Origin of the sequence: Actinoplanes italicus (assembly GCF_003001815.1) — a bacterium.
GTDB lineage: Bacteria > Actinomycetota > Actinomycetes > Mycobacteriales > Micromonosporaceae > Actinoplanes > Actinoplanes italicus.
Window position 1 is genome coordinate 592,512 of record NZ_PVMZ01000003.1, and the last position, 16,014, is coordinate 608,525.

General features: G+C 71.5%; 14 protein-coding genes. 7 read left to right on the plus strand and 7 right to left on the minus strand.

Going from position 1 to position 16,014, the window contains the following annotated elements; translation table 11 throughout:
- Positions 1-62: 62 nt before the first annotated feature.
- Both CLV67_RS10640 and CLV67_RS10645 read right to left on the minus strand, forming a co-directional pair.
- A complete protein-coding gene (locus tag CLV67_RS10640) occupies positions 63-506 on the minus strand; it encodes a hypothetical protein (RefSeq protein ID WP_106317005.1) in 444 nt (147 codons plus the stop codon).
- 558 nt (positions 507-1,064) lie between these two features.
- The gene (locus CLV67_RS10645; RefSeq protein WP_106317006.1) at positions 1,065-2,888 is read right to left on the minus strand and encodes an AMP-dependent synthetase/ligase; all 1,824 of its coding nucleotides are present in this window, start codon (positions 2,886-2,888) and stop codon (positions 1,065-1,067) included.
- A gap of 158 nt (positions 2,889-3,046) precedes the next feature.
- On the opposite strand from CLV67_RS10645, the gene CLV67_RS10650 reads away from it, so the two are divergent.
- On the plus strand, positions 3,047-3,949 hold the full coding sequence (locus CLV67_RS10650) for a carbohydrate kinase family protein (protein WP_106317007.1): 903 nt from the start codon (positions 3,047-3,049) through the stop codon (positions 3,947-3,949).
- On the opposite strand, the gene CLV67_RS10655 is transcribed toward CLV67_RS10650, so the two are convergent.
- Positions 3,885-5,105 carry an APC family permease gene (locus tag CLV67_RS10655; protein ID WP_106317008.1) on the minus strand — a complete coding sequence of 407 codons (1,221 nt, stop codon included), beginning with the start codon at positions 5,103-5,105 and terminating at the stop codon, positions 3,885-3,887. The genes CLV67_RS10650 and CLV67_RS10655 overlap by 65 nt on opposite strands.
- Positions 5,102-5,728: a TIGR03085 family metal-binding protein gene (locus CLV67_RS10660; protein WP_106317009.1), complete on the minus strand. Its 627-nt coding sequence runs from the start codon at positions 5,726-5,728 to the stop codon at positions 5,102-5,104. Before CLV67_RS10660 ends, CLV67_RS10655 begins: the two co-directional genes overlap by 4 nt.
- Positions 5,729-5,852: 124 nt before the next feature.
- Between CLV67_RS10660 and CLV67_RS10665 the strand changes: the two genes are divergently transcribed.
- Together CLV67_RS10665 and CLV67_RS10670 are read left to right on the plus strand one after the other, a co-directional pair.
- Positions 5,853-7,616, plus strand: coding sequence for an ABC transporter ATP-binding protein (locus tag CLV67_RS10665; RefSeq protein ID WP_373873200.1), 1,764 nt, complete (start codon positions 5,853-5,855; stop codon positions 7,614-7,616).
- Complete coding sequence (locus tag CLV67_RS10670; protein ID WP_106317010.1) at positions 7,613-9,466, plus strand: ABC transporter ATP-binding protein; 1,854 nt, start codon at positions 7,613-7,615, stop codon at positions 9,464-9,466. Before CLV67_RS10665 ends, CLV67_RS10670 begins: the two co-directional genes overlap by 4 nt.
- 101 nt (positions 9,467-9,567) lie before the next feature.
- Here the strand turns inward: CLV67_RS10670 and rpsD are convergent, their stop codons facing one another.
- Positions 9,568-10,176, minus strand: coding sequence for a 30S ribosomal protein S4 (rpsD, locus tag CLV67_RS10675; protein WP_106317011.1), 609 nt, complete (start codon positions 10,174-10,176; stop codon positions 9,568-9,570).
- Between the two features lie 70 nt (positions 10,177-10,246).
- Between rpsD and CLV67_RS10680 the strand changes: the two genes are divergently transcribed.
- Entirely contained in the window at positions 10,247-10,984 is a 738-nt protein-coding gene (locus CLV67_RS10680) for a DUF2470 domain-containing protein (RefSeq protein ID WP_106317012.1), read from the plus strand.
- Positions 10,985-11,119: 135 nt separating this feature from the next.
- Here the strand turns inward: CLV67_RS10680 and CLV67_RS10685 are convergent, their stop codons facing one another.
- The gene (locus tag CLV67_RS10685) at positions 11,120-12,808 is read right to left on the minus strand and encodes a hypothetical protein (RefSeq protein WP_106317013.1); all 1,689 of its coding nucleotides are present in this window, start codon (positions 12,806-12,808) and stop codon (positions 11,120-11,122) included.
- 208 nt (positions 12,809-13,016) lie between these two features.
- Between CLV67_RS10685 and hisI the strand changes: the two genes are divergently transcribed.
- Genes hisI through CLV67_RS10700 form a run of 3 tightly spaced genes read left to right on the plus strand, consistent with a single transcriptional unit; the run spans position 13,017 to position 15,396 of the window.
- On the plus strand, positions 13,017-13,382 hold the full coding sequence (hisI, locus tag CLV67_RS10690) for a phosphoribosyl-AMP cyclohydrolase (RefSeq protein ID WP_106317014.1): 366 nt from the start codon (positions 13,017-13,019) through the stop codon (positions 13,380-13,382).
- Positions 13,379-14,881, plus strand: coding sequence for an anthranilate synthase component I (locus CLV67_RS10695; RefSeq protein ID WP_106317015.1), 1,503 nt, complete (start codon positions 13,379-13,381; stop codon positions 14,879-14,881). Before hisI ends, CLV67_RS10695 begins: the two co-directional genes overlap by 4 nt.
- Positions 14,878-15,396, plus strand: a complete 519-nt coding sequence (locus CLV67_RS10700) for a Trp biosynthesis-associated membrane protein (RefSeq protein ID WP_106317016.1) — start codon at positions 14,878-14,880, stop codon at positions 15,394-15,396. The genes CLV67_RS10695 and CLV67_RS10700 overlap by 4 nt, the downstream gene beginning before the upstream one ends.
- Positions 15,397-15,437: 41 nt before the next feature.
- Here the strand turns inward: CLV67_RS10700 and CLV67_RS10705 are convergent, their stop codons facing one another.
- Positions 15,438-15,707, minus strand: a complete 270-nt coding sequence (locus CLV67_RS10705; protein WP_106317017.1) for a hypothetical protein — start codon at positions 15,705-15,707, stop codon at positions 15,438-15,440.
- Positions 15,708-16,014 lie beyond the last annotated feature (307 nt).

The following is a 16,014-nucleotide window of genomic DNA, read 5'->3' on the forward strand; positions in this document are numbered from 1 at the left end:
TGTCGTGTCCCGCTTGTGCGTGGTGATCTGTGCCCACTGGCGAGCCGCGGTTCACCACGCAGTCAAGGAAGCCAGGTGCTGTCTCGCATCAGGGTCCGGCCGGGGATCTCGTTCGCCTCACGCCAGGCCTGGATCCGGGTCGGGCGGAGGACCAGGAAGACGTAGTCGGGGCCGGCCGTGCGGGGATCCCAGTCGTTCTGGGCGGCGTAGGCCTCCCCGACCTCGTGCGCCTCCCCGACCGGAAGCCGGCGTTCCAGGACCGCGTCGATCATGATCACGTCGCGGGTGGGGCCGATGCCGATGCGGGCCCTGCCGGTGCTGATCAGGCTCTTCGCGGTGGGTGAGGCGCCGTCGGTGGCCGCGATGAGGCGCTCCTCGAACCAGGCCAGCGTCAGCGGGACCAGGTACGGGCCGTCGGTGGCGACCCAGGCGTCGAGCACAGGCGCCGCCAGCCGCGCCAGGGTGTCGGCCTTGCGCTGTTCTCTTGATCGCGCGACGTCACTCATCGGCCCAGCCTAGAGAGCTTCCGGGAGCAGGGTCTCCGGCGGGCCGCGCCGTGGCTGAGTCGCCTCACGACCCGCCCCGGGGTACGGTCCGGCGGGCTCCTGGCCGGGCGGGTGGTGGGTTGGCCGGGTCGTCGCTCGTCGACGGCTCTGCCTTCCAGGCGCGTCCGTTCCCGCTTCTGCTGCCTGGTCTTGCTGATCTTGTGCAGGCGTTGCCGCTTAGGTTGATCTTGTGCGATCGCCGCCCGGGTGGGAATGGTTTCCCACCTCTGCCGCCGCCCATCAATGCGACAGAACTTGTGAGGTTCGGCCGCCATCCTCGACCCGAATCTCACAAGATCTGGACGACGGCACTATGGGACGGAGGCGGCGGTACGGCGCAGCCGGGGACGGGAGGCTACGCCCGTGAGGCGCCTTGGGGCCGTTCCGGGCCGCCCGCGTCGCGTCCGTGGCCCCGGTTCGTGAAAGGTGCGGTTGTGGGGCCCGTAGCCGTACCGGAGAAGGAGAAAGAACGAGGCCGGCGGACCGTGAGTGGTCCGCCGGCCTCGAGCACGCAATGGGTCAGATCTGGGCGAGGCTGCCCTCGTACATCTTGTCGATCTGCGACGCGAAGTTGGTCTCGACGCTGCGGCGCTTGATCTTCATCGAGGGGGTCACCTCGCCGGCCTCGATGCTGAGGTCGCGGGGGAGGATCGCGAACTTCTTGACGGTCTCCCAGCGGTTCAGCTTGGCGTTGAGCTCCTTGATGTAGCCCTCGACCAGCGCGTGCGTCTCGGGCGCCGCGACGATCTCGTCGTAGCTCTTGCCCGCCAGCGGACCGGTCGCCGCCCACGTCTTGATGGCTTCCTCGTCGAGGGCGATCAGCATGGTGACGAAGTTGCGGTTCTGGCCGATGACGACCGCCTGCGAGGTGTACGGGCAGACCGCCTTGAACGAGCCCTCGATCGCCGACGGGGCGATGAACTTGCCGCCCGAGGTCTTGACCAGATCCTTCTTCCGGTCGGTGATCTTCAGGTAGCCGTCGGCGTCAAGCTCACCGATGTCGCCGGTGCGCAGGAAGCCGTCCTCGGTGAACGCCTCCGCGGTGGCCTCGGGCAGGTTGTGGTAGCCCCGCATGACGGGCGGGCCCTTCATCAGGACCTCGCCGTCGCTGTCGATGCGGACCTCGAGGTCGCCGAGCGGCTGGCCGACCGTGCCGATCTTGAGCTTGCCGCGCCGGTTGACGAAGTTCGCGGCGCAGGCCTCGGTCATGCCGTAGCCCTCGAGAATCTGCAGGTTCGCGGCGGCGAAGAACTCGGAGATGTCGCGGCTGAGCGCTGCCGAGCCGCTGACCAGCACCTTGATGTTGCCGCCGAGCTTCGCCTGGAGCTTGGAGAAGACCAGCTTCTCGGCGATCGAGTACTGGAACGCGAGGCCGGCCGGGATCGGCTTGCCGGCCTGCTGCAGCGCCACCCGCTTCTTGCCGGTTGCGACCGCCCAGCTGAAGATCTTGGGCTTGAGGCCGCTGCCGGAGAGGCCGCTCGTGACGGTCTTGTTGTAGACCTTCTCGTAGATGCGGGGCGGGGCGCACATCAGGCTCGGCTTGATCACCGCGAGCAGGTCGATCAGCTTGTCGACGCGGCCGTCGACGTAGGTCGGCACGCCCACGTGCAGGATGCCGCAGAGCAGCGTCTTGCCGAACGCGTGCGACATCGGCAGCCACAGGTAGTGCAGGTCGTCGGGCGAGAACAGGCCGAGGTCCTGCTGTGCCACGCCCTCCCAGGTCCAGCCCTTGTGCAGCAGCTCGACGCCCTTGGGGCGGCCGGTGGTGCCGGAGGTGTAGATCAGGGTGGCGACGTTGTCCGGGCCGATCTGGGCCAGCACGTCGTCGATCAGGCCGGGCTCGCGGGTCAGCGCCGCGGCGCCGAGCTGCTCCAGCTCGGCCAGGGTGATCTGCGGCGGCGTGGCGCCGGAGTCGGCCGGGCCGTCGATCAGCACGACCTTGGTCACCGCGGTCTCGGCGCCGGCGATCTTGAGCGCCTGCTTCGCGTTCTCGGCGATCAGGATCTTGGAACCGGAGTCGGACACGATGAACGACGTGTCCTCGGGCTCGGTGGTCGGGTAGACCGTGGTCGCGGCCGCACCGGCCACGTTGATTCCCAGGTCGACCAGGATCCACTCGAGGCGGGTGTTGGACAGGATCGCGACCCGGTCCTCCAGGCCGATGCCCAGCTCACGCAGGCCGGCGCCGATGGCCCGGGTGCGTTCGCCGACCTGGCGCCACGTCAGCCAGGCCGGTCCGCTGTCGTCAGCGTTCGGCCCGGCGAGCGCCTTGGCGTCCGGGGTCTTCGCCACGCGTTGGAAGAGCATGTCCGGGATCGACCGGTAGGGAACCTGGAGAGCCATATGGGGCGCCGCCTTAAACCATCAACGGGGGGTAAGTAACCGGAGTGTTACCGAAGGGTAATGTGTGTTCGGCACCACGGCTAGAGCTGAACGTTTCCATCCTAGCCAGCCGGAGTGCCGGGTCCAGGCCTGTGCTGATGCCGCATTACGTTGTGGACATGACGTTCCTGGTGATCGGCGGTACCGGTATCGACACCGTGGTGCCCGTGGCGGACCTGCCGGTGCTCGCCGCCGACTCGGCACGGCCGCAGGGCCCCATCGAGGATCACGTCTCCCACACCGGCACCTGCGTGGCGCTCGCGTTGCATGCGCTCGGTGAGCGGGTCACGGTGATCGACACGGTGGGTGACGACGAACCGGGTCGCCGGGTGCGTGCCGCGTTCGAGGGATGGGGTATCGGCCTGCGGGCAGCGCCGGCCCCGGCGGGTACCCGCCGGGCGGTCAACCTGATGAGCCCGGACGGCCGGCGGCTGTCGCTGTACGACGGACGCGACGTTCCGGGATACCGCCTGCCCGAGAAGTACCACCGGCCGCTGCCCGACGGGATCCGGCACGTCCACGTCACGATCATCGACTGGGCCCGCCACCTCATCCCGGAGCTGCGGGCGGCCGGTCTCACCGTCTCCACCGACCTGCACGACTGGGACGGCGACAACCCGCACCACCTCGACTTCGCGCTCGGCGCGGACGTCGTCTTCGTCAGCGGGGTGCAGCTGGCCGCCGGAGCCGCCGGGCGGATCCTCGCCGACGGCGTGGCGACCAGGGTCGTCGTCACCAACGGCGGGGAGGGCGCCGACCTCCACACCCGCGACGGGGTCACCCACCGGGACGCGGTCGATCCGGGCGCGCCGATCGTCGACACCAACGGGGCCGGGGACGCGTTCGCGGCCGCGTTCCTGAGCGCCTGGCTGTCCGGTTCGGGTGACGACGAGTGCCTCGATCAGGCGGTGGTCGCCGGGGCGTACGCCTGCACCGCCCCCGTCGGCGCGGGCGCCTTCATCGATCGAGCGGGACTGGACGCCGCCGGGCTGCCTGGTACGCCAGAGCGCCACCCGCGATAACCAGGCTGAGCAGGGCAGTCGGCCCGTTCAGCCAGAGCAGTGCGACCACGGCCGCGAACGCGGTCCCGGCCACCACGCGGGACCCGCCACCGGGCAGCAGGCGCAACGCGGCCGCCGTGCCGATCACGTACACCAGGGTGAAGCAGCCGGTCACCAGCAGGGCGGCGGTGTGCAGGCCGATCGGCAGCAGCACGGCCGCGACGCTGCTCAGGAAGATGAAGGTCAGCGAGCGGCGCTGCGCACCGAACACCCGGGCCGGCAGTGCGCTCTCGGCGGCCAGCGCGACCCCGAGCCTGCTCGCTCCGGCGAAGTACGCGTTGACCGCGCCGAGGGTCAGCACCACGGCCACGACGGCGGTGATGACCCGGACCGGGCCGCCGAGCCCGATCGCCAGCAGGTCGGCCAGCGGTGCCCGGCTGCCGGCCAGCCCTGGACCGAGTGCCAGCACGCTGACCGTGGCGACGGCGAGGTAGAGGACACCGACCACGGCGACCGCGATCAGCGTGGCCCGGGGCACGTCGCGGCGCGGGTCCCGGTACTCGCCGGAGAGTGAGGACAGCGCCTCCCATCCGGCGAAACCCCAGACCAGCAGGGCGGCGGCCGCGCCGACTCCGGTCCAGCCGTGCGGGGCGAACGGGGTCAGGTTCGACCAGCGGGCGTGCGGCAGGGCGGCGATCACGGTCACCACCAGCAGCACCGCGAGCGAGACCGAGAGGACCACCTGGACCCGCCCGGACACCTTCAGGCCGAACCAGTTCATCGTGTACGCCGTACCGACGATCACCACGAAGGTGGCGAGCTCGGTGGCCCGGCCGCCACCGAGGACGTCGGAGACGTACCCGCCGGTGAAGCCGACCGCGACCGGCGCGCCGAGCGGGACCGCGAAGTAGAAGCACCAGCCGACCGCCGCCGAGACCCGAGGGCCGAACGCCATGCCGGCGTACGTGGAGACACCGCCGCCGTCCGGATACCGGGCGCCGAGGGCGGCGAACGTCCAGGCCAGCGGCGCGGACAGGACGATCAGGGCGATCCAGGCGACCAGCGACGCGGGCCCGGCCGCGTCGGCGGCGAGCGCGGGCAGGGAGATCAGCCCGGTGCCCAGGACGGCGCCGACGGAGAGCGCGGCGCCCTGGGAGACGGACAGGTCGGTCTTCAAACCCCGAGGCGGGCGGTACGGAGACGCTCGGCCACGTCGGCAGCGCCCTCCAGGGTCACCCGGGCGGCGCGCTGCCGGCCGAAGAAGAAGACGGCGATCTCGCCCACGTCGCCGATGATCCGGATCTGGGGTTCGGCACCGTTGCGGATCGCGGGCAGGCCGGTCGCCTCGATCGAGGCGGTGATCTTCAGACGGCTCAGGGCGGCCCGGGAGATCAGCTTCAGGTTGCGCCAGAGGGTGGTCTCGAGCTCCCTGTCGAGCTGCCGCGGCTCCCACGTGCCGCCGCCGCGGCGGACGTCCTCGTGGTGGATGAACATCTCCATGGTGTTGGCGAGGGGGTCGACCACCGGGTTGCTCACCGGGCTCCACACCGGCGGGGTGCGGAGCTGAGAGATCAATTGGTCGTACGGCAGCGCGGCACGGGCCAGCCGCACCTTCTCTCCGTGCTCGGCGAGGGGCTTGATCAGGAGGCCGACAGCCGAGTCCGGCCGCCGCTCGCGGACCACGATGTGTGCCGCGAGGTCGCGCGTGGTCCACCCCTCGCAGAGCGTCGGAGCGTCCGGGCCCTCGCTCAGCAGCAGGTCGGCCAGGAGTTCCCGCTCGGCGCGGGCGTAGTTGGTCATGCAGCCGATCGTAAGCGACACATGACGATGTAATCGTGGCCACAATGTAAATGGGTGCGCAGTGGGCAAGGATGGACCGGTAAGGTCGGATGTGCCGACGAATGCTTACCAGTCAGGTAGGAATGTGACCAGCAGGACCGGCAATGACGTGCTGGTACGGGGGCTGCGGGTGCTCGGCCGGGCGATCCGGACGGAGCCACGGCTCTTCACCGTCAGCGCGATCGGCAGCAGCTTCTTCGGATTCCTGATCATTGCGAACTCGTACGTCGTGGGCGCGATCATCGGCGATGTCGTGGTGCCCGCCTTCGCCGAGCACCGTGTCGGCTCGGGCGGCCTGGCTCTCGCCGTCGCCGCGCTGCTCGGACTCAGCGTGCTGCGGATCGCCAGCATCTGGGCCCGCCGGCTGGGCGCCGGGTTCATGCAGTTCCGCCTGCAGGCCCGATACCGGCGCGCCGTGACTCGCCGCTACCTGTCGCTGCCGCCGGAGTGGCACCAGCGGCACGCCACCGGATCCCTGCTCTCCAACGCCGGCTCCGACGTCGAGGCCGCGTTCGCGCCGATCGCGCCGCTGCCGTTCGCGGTCGGCACGATCGTGATGATCGCCGGGGCGGTGGTCGCGCTCTTCCTCACCGACTGGGTGCTGGCCCTGGTCGGGGTCGCGCTGTTCCCGGCCCTGTTCGCGCTGAACTTCTTCTACTCGCGCCGGATGTCACCCCGCCAGATCCACGCCCAGCGGATGCGGGCGAAGGTCGCCGCGGTGGCGCACGAGAGCTTCGACGGCGCCCTGGTGGTCAAGACGATGGGCCGGGAGGCCGACGAGTCCCGCCGGTTCGGGGTGTTCGTCTCCGAGCTGCGTGACGCGCTGGTCGCGGTGGGCCGGCTGCGCGGTGTCTTCGACCCGCTCATGGAGAGCCTGCCCAGCGTCGGCACGCTCGCCGTGCTGCTGCTCGGCACCTGGCGGCTGCAGGCCGGCGCGATCACGGTGACCGAGGTGGTCAGCGTCGCGTTCCTGTTCACCGTGCTGGCGTTCCCGGTGCGGGCGATCGGCTGGGTGGTCGGCGAGCTGCCGCGCAGCGTCGCCGGCTGGGAGCGGGTCGAGTCGGTGCTGTCCGCGGAGGGCGACCTGGAGTACGGCTCCGGTGAACTGCCCGGCACCGGTCCCGCCGAACTGCGCTTCGACCGGGTCGGATACCGGTACGCCGACGGCCCGCCCGTGCTCACCGACGTGACCTTCACCGTCCCGGCCGGCAAGACGGTGGCCCTGGTCGGCGCGACCGGCTCCGGCAAGTCCACGATCGCGGCGCTCGCCATGCGGCTGGTCGACCCGGAGTCCGGCGCGGTCTCCCTGGACGGCATGAAACTGCCCGATCTGTCGGCGCCCGAGCTGGCCGGGGCGACCGCACTGGTCCCGCAGATCCCGTTCGTCTTCGACGACACGATCCGCGGCAACGTGGCCCTGGACCGGCCCGGCATCGACGACGACCGGGTCTGGGCGGCGCTGCGGCTGGCCCAGGCCGGCGGGTTCGTCGGCGGGCTGCCCGGTCAGCTGGACACCGAGGTCGGCGAGCGGGGCACGTCGCTGTCCGGCGGGCAGCGGCAGCGGCTCACGCTGGCCCGGGCGCTGGCCGGCCGGCCCCGGCTGCTGGTGCTCGACGACGCGACCAGCGCGGTCGACCCGCGGGTGGAGGCCGCCATCCTCGGCGCGCTGCGCGAGTCGGGCACGTCGCTGCTGGTGGTCGCCTACCGGCGGGCCAGCATCGCGCTCGCCGACGAGGTGGTCTACCTGCATCAGGGCCGGGTGGTGGCCACCGGCACGCACGCCGGGCTGATGGCGACGCAGCCGGGTTACCGGGATCTGGTCACGGCGTACGAGAAGGCTGACAAATGAACCTTTTGCAACGTGGCGAGGCCCGGGCCACCCGCCGCCGGACGACGAACCCGAGCCTTCAGGCTCGAAGCCAGGTTGAAAAAGGTTCATCGAGCGACGTCGGAGCCCTTGCCACCTTCCGGCGCGGGCTGGCCCTGTCGCCCGAGCTGCGTACCGGGCTGGCCGGCACGATCGCCCTGGCGATCCTGCAGATGTCCGGCCGGGTGGCCGTGCCGATCGCCGTGCAGCAGGGCATCGACCACGGCATCAACGGGCCCGGCGGCCCGGACACCCGGCTGGTGCTCGGGATCGTGGCGCTGACTCTGATCGCGCTGGCCGTCTCGACGTTCTGCGGGTATCTGATGACCCGGCGGCTCTTCACGGTCACCGAGACCGCGCTGGGCGGCATCCGCTCGCGGACCTTCCGGCACATCCACGATTTGTCGATGCTGCACCAGCAGTCCGAGCGGCGCGGCTCCATGGTGTCCCGGGTGACCGGTGACGTCGACCAGATCTCGGTGTTCCTGCAGACCGGCGGCGTGCAGCTGCTGCTCGCCTTCGGGCAGCTGGTCGTCTCCACGGTCGTCATGTTCGTCTACTCGTGGCAGCTCACGATCGTGGTGCTGCTCGCTTTCGGGCCGGCGGTGGGAGTGATCCGGCTGTTCCAGAAGCGACTGGCCGCCGCCTATCGCACGGTCCGCGAACGAAGCGGTGTGATGCTCGGCACGGTGGCGGAGAGTGTGGTGGGCGCCACGGTGATCCGTTCGTTCGGGGTCTCCGGGCGCACCGGCCGGCGCCTGGACCACTCCATCGACGACCTCCGGAAGGCGCAGCAGCGGGCCATGCGCACCAGCGTCGCCAGTTTCTCCAGCGGTGAGCTGAGCGGTGGACTGGCACTGTCCGGAGTGGTGGTCGCAGGTGTCCTGCTCGGAGCCGGCGGTGACCTCACGGTGGGCCGGCTGACCGCGTTCCTGTTCCTGGTGACGCTCTTCATCCAGCCGGTGCAGATCGCCACCGAGCAGCTCAACGAGGCGCAGAACGCGGTCGCCGGGTGGCGGCGCATCCTCGACGTGCTGGACGTCGACCCGGACGTGGCCGACCCCGACGACGAGGGTGTCGAGCTTCCGGCCGGCCCGCTGTCGGTCCGCTTCGACGACGTGTCGTTCCGCTATCCGGGCGGGCCGATCGTGCTGTCGCACGTGGACCTGGAGCTCGAGGCCCGCAGGAAGTACGCGGTGGTGGGGGAGACCGGCAGCGGCAAGACGACGTTCGCCAAGCTGCTCACCCGGCTCATGGACCCCGCCGAGGGCACGGTGCTGCTGTCCGGGGAGCCGCTCACCGGGGTGCGTTTCTCGTCCCTGCGGTCGCGGGTGGTGATGGTGCCGCAGGACGGGTTCCTGTTCGACGCGACGATCGCCGAGAACATCCGCTTCGCCGAGCCGTCGCTCACCGACGAGCAGCTGCGAGTGGCCTTCACCGAGCTGGGGCTCGGGGACTGGCTCGACGGTCTGCCGGCGGGGCTCGAGACGGCGGTGGGCGAGCGTGGCGAGTCGCTCAGTGTGGGCGAGAGGCAGCTGGTGGCGCTGGTACGCGCGTACGTCGCCGATCCCGATCTGCTGGTGCTCGACGAGGCGACCAGTGCGGTCGACCCGGCCACCGAGGTGCGGCTGCAGTACGCCCTGGACCTGGTGACCCGTGGCCGGACCACGGTCGCCATCGCGCACCGGCTCTCCACGGCCCAGTCCGCGGACGAGGTCATCGTGGTGGATGCGGGCCGCGTCGTACAACGCGGCCCGCATGCCCGCCTCGTCGCCGAGGAGGGTTCGATCTACGCCAAGCTCTACGCCAGCTGGTTGGAACAGACACGCTGACCGGGGGTCCCCGGTGAGATGAGCGCGTCGCTCGCAGCGGCCGCGGTGATGCGACCGCTGCGAGAGGCCCGCCATTTCAGCGATTCAAGAGCCGGAACTGCCTATCGGGCGTAGTACTCGACGACCATCTGCTCGTCGCACAGCACCGGGATCTCGGACCGCTGCGGGGCCCGGATCACGGTGGTCCGCAGCTCCTCCAGGACGGTGGAGAGGTACGGCGCGGTCGGGCCGTCGATGTGCGTGCCGGTCGCCGCGATCTGGAACGGCGGCTTCTGCCGGCTGGTCTCCTTGACCTCGATGACCTGGCCGGGCTTCAGCTTGTAGCCGGGACGGTCCACCTTCTTGCCGTCCACGGTGAAGTGGCCGTGCACCACGAGCTGGCGGGCCTGGTAGATGGTCCGGGTGAAACCGGCGCGGAACACCGTGGCGTCCAGACGGCGCTCGAGCAGCGTGACCATGGTCTCGCCGGTCTTGCCCTCGGCCTTGTGGGCGGCGTCGTACGCGGCCCGCATCTGGACCTCGCTGATGTTGTACTGGTGGCGCAGCCGCTGCTTCTCCAGCAGACGGACCTGGTAGTCGGAGGCCTTACGACGGCCACGGCCGTGCACGCCCGGCGGGAACGGCCGGCGCTCGAAGTACTTGACGCACTTACGCGTCAGAGGGATTCCGAGGGCCCGCGAGAGCTTCGCCTTGGGTCGGGAGTTGTTCAACTGCGATCTCCTGTTACGGTTAGCCTTGCCTAACTTAGGTAAGCCTAACCGGTGCCCGGAGGTGCTCGTCATGCAACCCAGTCCCGCCGAGATCGCGCGTACTCTCGCCGCCGGTCACCTGCCCGCCGTCGCCCACATCGCGTGCCGTCCGGGACCGACTCCGGTCCGGCACGTGACCGACGCGCAGGGACGGGTACTGCTGCTCGTGCCACGCGAGGGTACTCTCGCCGGGGCATTGCGCCCACAGGACGGTAACGACGACACCGCACTCGTTCTGGACATCCGAGACGTGCCGCCCATGGCGACGTCGCCGTCGCTCGGCCGGATCTGGGTCAGCGGCTGGGCCGCGAAACTCGAGGGCGACGACGCCAGGGCCGCCGCGCTGGACTACGCCGACACCGACGCCTGCGGCGATCTGCTCGACATCGGTGAGAGTCAGTCGCTCTACCGGATGGAGGTCGCCGAGGTCCGCTACGAGCGCAACGAGAAGCTCGTGGAGATCGACCCGGACGACTACGCCGAGGCCACCCCGGACCCGCTGCGTGCCGTCGAGTTCGATCTGATCGCCGACCTGGCCGACCACCACATGAGCGAGATGAGCGACTACGTGCGCCGCCAGCTCGGCAAAGAGGCGCGGCCGGGAGACGAGCCCAAGGTCGTACGGATGGACCGTTACGGATTCGTCGTGCGGATGGGCGGGCGCAGTGCCCGCCTGGCCTTCCCCCGTCCGGTGACCGACCGCCACGACCTGGCGCACCTGCTCCACCCGATCCTCTGCCGCCGCTGCTGCAACAGCAGCGCCGCCTGAGGTCACACCGACGAGGCGGGCCCCCACGGCCGACCTTCTGCCGCCGTCATGGCCGTGGGAGCCCGTCTTCGAGCCCTGCCACCCGGTGCCGCGGGTGGCAGGGCTCACAACTTTTGTGGCGCTCCAGGAGCGTTCCTAGAGGGAGAGGATCCGCTCCAGGAACTCCCGGTACCCGCGCATCGCCATCCGCATGCTCTCGGTGTCCGGGGTGTCGGTGCCGCGCAGCGGGTCCAGCTCGTCCCGCTCGGCCAGCAGCACCTCGGTCAGTTCGTTGACCGCGTCGGTGAGCAGGTCGTGAGCCCGGGTCAGGGCGGTGACCGGGTCGTCGACGAACTCCGCCTTGACCTCGTGCCAGGCCGCACGGAAATGCCGGGCCGCGTCCTCGTCCCAGACGGTGCGGCCGATCACCGGCTCGTCGGCGTTGTCGGCCGGGCCCGTCTCCTCGGCGGCCGCGGCGCGGCGACCGGTCCGGCGGATGGGCTCCGCGTCCTCCAGGCTGGCCGAGCGGCGTGCCGCCGGAGCGGCCGTCTCCTCGGCGATCTCCTCACGGGCGCGCCGGGCGGGCGGCGCCGGCGGGAAGGTGAGGAACTCCGAGGGCGGCGTGACCGAACCGGCCGGCGGAGCCGCCGGAGTGACGGACGCCACACCGAACGCCTCGGTCGGGCGGCCCAGGCTGTAACCGGCCGGCGCGAAGCCGTAGCCACCCTCCGCAGCCGCCGGCAGACCGGCGTAACCGCCGCCCTCGCCCGGCTCGCCGAGGTCGATGGTCAGATCCGGCGGGGTCCGGGTCGCCGGGATCTGCACCGAGGCGGACGCGGAGACCGGAGCGCTCGGGCCCTGAGCGGGGGAGACCGGCGCGGGAGTCGCCGGGTCGGCCGGCTCGGGCGCCTGGCCCGGCATGCCGGACACCGGCTGCAGGTTGCCGGCCGGGTGGTCGGGGGTGAAATCCGCGACCGAGTACGGATTCGGCGGGTACGCCGGTGACACCGGAGCACCGGAGACCGGACCCGCCGACACCGGTGGAACCGGCTGCGTGAGGCCGGGCACGGACGCCCAGCCGGCGGCCGCGCGCGGCGGGTCGGCCGGAACCTGCCCCGGCGACTCCTCGACCGGCTCGCCCGTCCCGTCCGGGTGGGCCTCGCCGGTCTGCGCGTAACCGGGCGCGCCTGCCCGTCCGTTCATGTCCTCACGTCCGTTCTCGTCGCTGGGTCCCGCCACCTCGGCGGCCTCCTGGCCGGCGTCCGGCGGAGTCTGGTCCGCGGGCTCGTCCGCCGGTGTGGCACCGGCCGTCTCCTCGTCGGTCGGCTCGTCACCGACCTGAGACTCACCGGCCGGGGAAGCGCCGTCCTCGGACTCCGCGTCCTCGGAATCGTCGCCGTCCCGTCCGCCGAAGAGGAACCTCCCGGTACGTCCTCCGAGGCCGAAGCCACCGTAGGCGTCCTCGGACTTTACGTCCTGAGCGGGTTCCGTCCCGTCGTCCGGAGGTACGGAGTGATCAGTATCGCCGTGCCGTTCCGCCTCGGGTGGGCCGGACACCGGACGCTCGGCGGCGGGCTGGCTGCGCGGGCCGCCACGGGTCGCCGCCCGGTTCAGTCCGAACGGGTCGGCCGCGCCGCCCGGATGGCGTGCCGCCGAGGCGATCGGCGCCAGTGGCGGGATCGGCCGGCTGCGGAAAGTACCCAGTGGGGAGCCGTTGAGCAGGTCGGCCGGAGTCGCCGGCGGCTCCTCACCGGTGCTCGTGACCTCGGGCTCCGGGCGCACCTGCCAGAAGCGGGCGAGGCCGTGCGAGGGCCGGGTGTTGTCGGGGCTGGACGTCGGCTCCATCTGGCGTTCACCACTCCCGTTGCAAGGCCGCGCCCGCCGGGATGCCTCAGTCCGCACACCGGGCGGCGGGCGCCGGGCAGTCAGGCACGTACCGCGCTTCCCGGGCGACGGTACCGCTGAAGGATCGCGAGCACACCCCCGGTTACCGGATCGTGGGCCCTCTGCGGGTCGTTACGGCCCGCCGGACCGATGGGGGAGAATCGCGTCCGTGGCCGTACCCGATGTAGAGACCTCCCTGGACCCGGCGATCGCCGCCCGCCTCAAGCGCACGCCCGACGGCCTCGTCGCGGCGATCGTGCAGGAGCACGGCAGCGGCGACGTCCTGATGCTCGCCTGGATGGACGACGAGGCGCTGCGGCGCACGCTGACCACCGGCCGGGCCACCTACTGGTCCCGCAGCCGCGGGGAGTACTGGGTGAAGGGCGCCACCTCCGGCCACCACCAGCACGTCAAGCGGGTCTCATTGGACTGTGACGGCGACGCGCTGCTGGTCACCGTCGTGCAGACCGGCGCGGCCTGCCACACCGGCACCCACACGTGCTTCACCGACGACCTGCCCGTGGAGGAGAAGTGACCAGCGGAGCCACCTTCCCCGACGAGGCCGGGTTCCTCGCGGCCGACAAGCGGGTCGTCCCGGTCACCCGCAAGCTGCTGGCCGACGGCGAGACCCCGGTCGGTGTCTACACCAAACTGGCCGGTGGGCCGGGCACCTTCCTGCTCGAGTCCGCCGAGCAGGGTCTGGCCTGGTCGCGCTACTCCTTCATCGGTGTCCGGAGCGCCGCGACGCTGGTCGAGCGGGACGGCGAGGCGGCGTGGCTGGGCACGCCGCCGTCGGGTGTGCCGCTCGGCGGCGACCCGGTGACGGCGCTGCGCGAGACGGTCGAGGCCCTGACCGGGACGCTCGACGAGACCCTGCCGCCACTGACCGGCGGCATGGTCGGCTACCTCGGCTACGACCTGGTCCGGCGCTTCGAGAAACTGCCCTCCACCGCCGCCGACGACCTGCACCTGCCCGAGCTGGGCATGATGCTCGCCACCGACCTGGTGGTGCTCGACCACCACGAGGGCTCGGCACTGCTGGTCGCCAACGCCGTGATGGACGAGAACGCCGACGACGCGGCCCGCCGTGCCGCGTACCACCAGGCGGTCGGCCGGCTCGACGCGATGACCACCGCGCTGTCGCGGCCCACCCCGCCGATGGTCTCCACGGTGGACCGCCGGCCCGCCGACGAGCCGATCAGCCGAACCCTTCCGGGTGAATATCAGAAGGCGGTCGAGGAGGCCAAGGAGGCCATCCGGGCCGGCGAGTGCTTCCAGATCGTGGTGGCGCAGCGGTTCGAACGGCCCACCGACGCGAACCCGCTCGACGTCTACCGGGTGCTGCGGGCCACCAACCCGAGCCCGTACATGTACCTGCTGCGCTTCGACGACTTCGACATCGTCGGCTCGTCGCCGGAGGCACACCTCAAGGTGAGCGCCAACCGGACCGCGCTGCTGCACCCGATCGCCGGCACCCGCTGGCGCGGCGCCACCCCCGAGCAGGACGCGGCGCTCGCGGCCGAGCTGCTGGCCGACCCGAAGGAGCGCTCCGAGCACGTCATGCTCGTCGACCTGGGCCGTAACGACCTGGGCCGGGTCTGCGAGCCGGGCTCGGTGGAGGTGCCGGAATTCGCCCGGATCGAGCGGTACAGCCACGTCATGCACATCGTGTCCACGGTGGTCGGCCGGCTGCGTGACGACCGGACCGCCTTCGACGCGCTGGCCGCGACGTTCCCGGCCGGCACCCTCTCCGGCGCGCCCAAGGTCCGGGCCATGGAGATCATCGAGAGCCTGGAGCCGACCCGGCGTGGCCTCTACGGCGGCACGGTGGGCTACTTCGGCTTCGCCGGCGACATGGACATGGCGATCGCCATCCGGACGGCCCTCCTCAAGGACGGCGTCGCGTACGTCGGCGCGGGTGCCGGCATCGTGGCCGACTCCGATCCGGCCGCCGAGGAGCAGGAGACCCGGAACAAGGCCGCCGCCGTCCTCGCCGCGATAGCCTCCGCGGAAACCCTGCGCGCCGCCCGATGAGACGTGACCACCTGACCGCCGTCGCGTCGTGCCTGGCCGGCGCGGGACTGGCCCTGTTCGCGGCGACCCGGGTCTGGGCGGTCCGGGTGGAGCAGCGGCCCGGACTGACCGATCTGCGCACCGAGCAGACCGGGGCGGACGTTCAACCGTGGCTGATCGGCCTGGCCGTGGTCGCGCTGGCCGGGACGGGAGCGCTGCTGGCCACCCGCGGCGTGGCCCGCCGGGTGCTGGGGGTGCTGCTGGCGCTGACCGGCGCGGGTGTCGCGGCCGGTGCGGTGCTCGCCCGGGCCGGCGTCGACCCGGGGGCGGCGGGCCCCGCGGGCTCGGCGTGGCCGGTGGCGTGCGTCCTGGGCGGCGCGGCGGTGGCGGTGGGCGGCGTGCTCGCCGCGCGTCACGGTCACCTCTGGTCGGCGATGTCCTCGCGGTACGAACGTCGCCCGGCCCCGGCGTCGCTGGACGAGGGCCGCGAACTATGGGACGCCCTGGACCGTGGGGACGACCCGACAGCCCGCTGAGCGGTGGCGTTGCCGGGCGGTGGTGTTACCGGGCGGTGGCGTTACCGGGCGGCGCCGGTCAGTGTGCCGGCGCGACGGCGGCGGGCCGGCTCGGCGGCCATCATCGCGGCGACCGCGCGGGCCGTCTCGGCACGGGCGGCCGCGCGGGCCCGGTCGGCCTGGATGGCGTCCCACGCGTTGTCCCGGGCCGTCCGCACGTTGTCGGAGCCGACGACGGCGCGCTGCACCCCGGTGGCGACCTCGGCGGCCACCGAGACGAGGGCTCGGGAGACGGCGAGGAAATTCATCTGCTGGGTTGACTCGGTGGCCATGGGGTCGACTCCGCTCATCGTCCGGCTGGCTGACGGCGTACTGGACGCCGGGACAAGTCTGCCCGAGTCACATGATGGTGGAGTCGTATTTCCGCACGGTGACGCTCGTGTCAACGTGAAGTGGTATCGGCCGAACGGTGGAGGGGGCCCAGCACAACGGCGAGGAGGCCGGTCGCACGATGTGAGCGACAAGACATCGGCGATGAGCAGCCTGGCATTATGCCGCAGTCCATTCCGTGAGGCGCGCCATACCCCCAGGAGGTCGTCACCCCCCGTGACCTCCTAGCATCAGGCCGAAGACACCCGG